Consider the following 4,841-nt stretch of genomic DNA (forward strand, 5'->3'; position numbering starts at 1 on the left):
AGCCCGACGCCGGTGGCGCGGCGGCGGACGCGTACTCGGCGGCGCTCGACCGCTGGCTCGCGGCGGGCGCGGCCGACCTCGACGACCGCATCCCCGTCGTGCTCGCCGAGCTCGGCCTGGCCGTCGGGTCGGACGAGGACGGCGTCGGGCCGGACTCGCTGATGACCGCGCTGTCCGGCGGGCAGGCCGCCCGCGTCGGACTCGCCGCGCTGCTGCTCTCGCGGTTCGACATCGTGCTGCTCGACGAACCGACGAACGACCTCGACCTGGACGGCCTCGACCGACTCGAGGACTTCGTCCGGGGTCTCCGTGGCGGTGTCGTGCTCGTCAGCCACGACCGCGAGTTCCTGGCGCGCTCGGTGACCGCCGTGCTCGAGCTCGACCTCGCGCAGTCCGCCAACCGGCTCTTCGGCGGCGGCTACGACTCCTACCTCGAGGAGCGCGAGATCGCCCGCCAGCACAAGCGTGACGCCTACGAGGAGTACGCGTCCACCAAGGCCGACCTCGTCTCCCGCGCCAGGACCCAGCGCGAGTGGTCGAGCCAGGGCGTCCGGAACGCGATGCGCAAGAACCCCGACAACGACAAGATCCGACGTCGGGCCGCCTCCGAGTCGAGTGAGAAGCAGGCGCAGAAGGTCCGGCAGATGGAGTCCCGCATCGCCCGGCTGGACGAGGTCGAGGAGCCCCGCAAGGAGTGGCGGCTCGAGTTCACGATCGGCAGTGCACCCCGGTCGTCGGCGGTCGTCGCGACCCTATCCGACGCGACCTTCACCCAGGGCGACTTCACCCTCGGCCCGGTCTCCCTGCAGGTCGACGGGGGTGATCGCATCGGCATCACCGGACCGAACGGCGCGGGCAAGTCCACGCTCCTCCGCGCGCTGCTCGGCAAGCAGGCCCCCACCACCGGCACGGCCTCGCTCGGGTCCAGCGTCGCGGTCGGCGAGATCGACCAGGCGCGCGCGGCGTTCACGGGCGACCAGCCACTGGCCGACGCGTTCGAGGCGATCGTCCCCGAGTACACCACGGCGGACGTCCGGACCCTGCTCGCGAAGTTCGGGCTGAAAGCGGACCACGTCGGCCGTCCCGCGAACGCGCTCTCCCCCGGCGAGCGGACACGCGCCGGCCTCGCGCTCCTGCAGGCGCGCGGGGTGAACGTGCTCGTGCTCGACGAGCCCACGAACCACCTCGACCTCGCCGCGATCGAGCAGCTCGAGCAGGCCCTGGACTCGTACGACGGCACACTGCTCCTCGTCACGCACGACCGCCGCATGCTCGAGACCGTCCGGCTCGACCGGCGGTGGCGCGTCGAGGCCGGCAGCGTCACCGAGGCCTGATCGACCGCCGGACCGCCGGGGTCATCGCTGCGCGACGTCAGGTCGTGGGCACGCCCGGTGCCGAGCCGGATGCGGGACCACCACCCCGCGTCCACGAGCCGGCCACCGGTCGCACCTCGACGAAGCCGCCCAGCTCGGTGGCGGGGTTCCGGCGCGCGATGGCGACCGCGGCATCGAGGTCCGGGGCCTCGATGACCCCGATGCCGTCGAGGGCGGTCGCCGTCGCGCCCCCGGGCGCCGGACCGTCCCCGTCGATGCGCACGACGTCCGAGGCGGGCCCGAAGGCGAAGGCCGCGACGAGCGCCCCCGAGTCGATGAGGTCCGAGGCGTCCCGGTCGTGGGCGGCGAGGTCGTCCGGGCTCGGCTCGCTCGGGCCACCGTGGATGAGGACGACGAAGTGCGGCATGGACCAGGCCTACACCGTGATCGCCGCGGCCGCCCTGGTCAGGGGCGCAGCGCCAGCCGCTCGATGACCTCGGTGCTCTCCTCCTCCGGGGTCCGGTCCGCTGCGACGGTGATGTGCGCCTCGTCGTCCTCGGGCGGCTCGAGGGTGGCGAGCTGCGACTGCAGGAGCGAGGTCGGCATGAAGTGCCCGGACCGCTTCGACATCCGGTCCTCGATGAGGGACCCGTCGCCGGCGACGTGCACGAACACGACGCCGGGCGCTCGGAGGACGTCGCGGTAGGAGCGCTTCAGCGCCGAGCAGGTCACCACCCCGGGGGTGTCGTCGTCGAGGTGCGACCGGATCCACGCGGCGATCACGTCGAGCCACGGCCACCGGTCCTCGTCGGTCAGCGGGGTACCGGCGTGCATCTTGTCGACGTTCGCCTGCGGGTGCATCGCGTCGCCCTCGGCGAAGTCCCAGCCGAGCTCCTCGGCGACCATCGCGGCGACGGTCGACTTGCCCGATCCGGAGACCCCCATCACGACGAGGACGCGGGCGTCGGGTGCGCTGTGCGTGCTCAATGGATGAACACCCCCGCGAGCAGCACGCCGAGCAGGCCGAACACCGAGATGAGGCACTCGAGCATCGTCCACGTCTTGAAGGTCTGCCCGACCGTGGTGTTGAGGTACCCCTTCACGAGCCAGAACCCTGCATCGTTGACGTGCGAGAGGAACACGGACCCGGCGCCGATCGCGAGCACGAGCAGCGAGGTCATCGGCGAGGACAGGTCGTGCGCGATCGGCGCCATGATGCCCGCGGCCGTGACGGTGGCGACCGTGGCCGACCCGGTGGCCACGCGCACCAGGGCGGAGACCACCCACGCGACGAGCAGCACCGAGATGCCGGAGTCCTTCACCGCGTCGGCGATCACCCCGCCGATCCCGGTGTCGATGAGCACCTGCTTGAACCCACCGCCGGCGCCGACGATGAGGAGGACGCCCGCGACCGGGGGCAGGGCGCTCTCGAGGGACTTCGACACGGCGGAACGGTCCATACCGCCACCGATCGCGAAGAAGACCATCGCGTAGACGGCGGCGATGCCGATCGCGATCATCGGCGACCCGAGGAAGTCGAGCAGGCTCACCCACGAGCCCGAAGCGTCCGGGACGGTGGCCTCGCGGATCGCCTGCGCCAGCATCAGGACCACCGGCAGGAGGATGCCGACCAGTGCGACGGCGAAGGACGGGCTGCGCGGTTCGCTGATGACGCGCGTGAAGTCGCTCTTGCCGTGGGGAAGCGACGCCGTGTCCTGCGTTGCGGGGCCGCGCCGCGCCTCCCGGCCCGCGTGTGCCGGGTCGGCTGGGGCGGAACCCGCGTCGGATCCGCGCGACCCGAAGATGTCGGGTGCGGGGATGTCGACCCAGCGGGCCGCGAAGCGGGCGAACACCGGACCGGCGAGGACGATGACGGGGATGGCGAGCACGATGCCGAACGCGAGCGTCGTGCCGAGGTTCGCGCCGACCGTCGAGATGGCGACGAGCGGGCCGGGGTGCGGCGGCACGAAGGCGTGCATCGTCGAGAGGCCGACGAGGGCGGGCACGGCGATCTTCATGATGGGGACCGAACTGCGCTTCGCCACCAGCACGATGATCGGGATGAGCAGGACGAGGCCGACCTCGAAGAACATCGGCAGGCCGATGAGCGCGCCGATCAGGGCCATCGTCCAGGGCAGTGCCGCCTTCGACGACTTCCGCACGAGGGTGTCGACGACGCGGTCGGCCGCGCCCGAGTCCACGAGCATCTTGCCGAACATCGAGCCGAGGCCGACGAGGATGCCGACGCTCGTCATCGTCGCGCCGAACCCGTTGCCGAAGCTCGTCACGGCCTTGTCCGGCGCGAGGCCCGCGCCGATGCCGACGCCGAGCGCGCCGATCGTGAGCGCGATGAACGGGTGCACCTTGAGCCAGGTGATGAGGGCGATGATCACGACGATGCCGATGATCGCCGCGATGATCAGCTGCGCGACCGGACCCGACGGGTCGACGGCCTGGGTGCCCGCCGGTTCCGCTGCGAGGACCGTGACCGCGTGCGCCGTGGCCGCGTGGCCCGTGACCGCGTGGGCCGTGACTGCACCGGCCGTGGTCGGATCGGCCAGGAGAGCGTGAGGCATCGGTGCCCCTTCCTGGAGCCGCTGCCGCGCGGCTCCGTCGCCTTCGTGTCGAGGACGGCCTGGTGCCGACCGCCTCGATCATCAATAATCTGATTAATCAGACTATACGACGATCCACCGCGCGGCATCCGCCCTCCGGGGCAGTCTGCCGATTCGATGGACACCGCGTCACGCGCACGGCGTGCCGCGTACTGCACGGAGGAACGATGTCGACCGGCCGCGGACTGCACGCCCAGGTGCTCGAGACGCTCGGACAGCGGATCGTCGACGGCGAACTGACCCCGGGCACGGTCGTCCGGCCCGAGTCCGTCGCGTCCGAGTTCGGTGTGTCGAGGTCGGTCGTCCGCGAGGCGCTGCGCGTCCTGCAGTCGCTCGGACTCGTCGAACCCCGCCAGCGCGTCGGCACGCAGGTGCTCGGCATCGTGTCGTGGGAGCTGCTCGCACCGACCGTGATCCGGTGGCGCGGGGCGTCGCCGTCCTACTTCGTCCAGCAACGCGAACTGCTTGAGCTGCGCCTCGGCGTCGAGCCGGTCGCCGCCTCCCTCACAGCGGGTGGTCCGGGTGCCACGGCGGTGCTCGCGGCCGCCACCGACATGATCGACGCGTGCGGGCGGGAGGACAGTCGCGCCTACCTCGAGGCCGACGTCCGCTTCCACCGCGCGCTTCTGGACGGCTCCGGCAACGCCGTGTTCGCCCACTTCGCCGGGACGGTCGAGGCGCTGCTGCGGACCCGCACCTCGGAGTCGCGGGACACCATCACGCGCTGGACCCGCGACGCGGCGGCCCGGCACGAGGCCGTCGCGCTGGCGCTCGTCGCGGGCGACCGGGAGGCTGCGTCGGCTGCGGCGGGCGAGCTGGTGCGGGTGACGCGGGACGAGTTCATCGCGGAGGCGCCGGCCTCCTGAGGTCGCGCGACGCGCCGCGCGCGAGCGAAGCGAGCAGGTCCCTGAGG

At 72.2% G+C, this 4,841-nt stretch carries 5 protein-coding genes; 2 read left to right on the plus strand and 3 right to left on the minus strand.

Translation table 11 applies throughout. The features are described 5' to 3' along the window. On the plus strand, positions 1-1,334 hold a 1,334-nt coding region (locus Q7F20_RS17730; protein ID WP_305741381.1), incomplete at its 5' end, for an ABC-F family ATP-binding cassette domain-containing protein. A gap of 37 nt (positions 1,335-1,371) precedes the next feature. Here Q7F20_RS17730 and Q7F20_RS17735 read toward each other — a convergent pair. From Q7F20_RS17735 to Q7F20_RS17745, 3 genes are read right to left on the minus strand one after another with little or no spacing between them, the layout of a single operon-like run. Continuing rightward, positions 1,372-1,740, minus strand: coding sequence for a YciI family protein (locus Q7F20_RS17735; protein ID WP_305741382.1), 369 nt, complete (start codon positions 1,738-1,740; stop codon positions 1,372-1,374). A gap of 38 nt (positions 1,741-1,778) precedes the next feature. Continuing rightward, entirely contained in the window at positions 1,779-2,258 is a 480-nt protein-coding gene (locus Q7F20_RS17740) for a gluconokinase (protein ID WP_305741385.1), read from the minus strand. A gap of 38 nt (positions 2,259-2,296) precedes the next feature. Then, positions 2,297-3,889, minus strand: a complete 1,593-nt coding sequence (locus tag Q7F20_RS17745; protein ID WP_305741383.1) for a GntP family permease — start codon at positions 3,887-3,889, stop codon at positions 2,297-2,299. A 206-nt stretch (positions 3,890-4,095) separates the two neighbouring features. Between Q7F20_RS17745 and Q7F20_RS17750 the strand changes: the two genes are divergently transcribed. Further along, a complete protein-coding gene (locus Q7F20_RS17750; protein WP_305741384.1) occupies positions 4,096-4,794 on the plus strand; it encodes a FadR/GntR family transcriptional regulator in 699 nt (232 codons plus the stop codon). Positions 4,795-4,841: the final 47 nt, after the last annotated feature.

The organism is Curtobacterium sp. A7_M15 (genome assembly GCF_030705415.1).
Lineage (GTDB): Bacteria > Actinomycetota > Actinomycetes > Actinomycetales > Microbacteriaceae > Curtobacterium.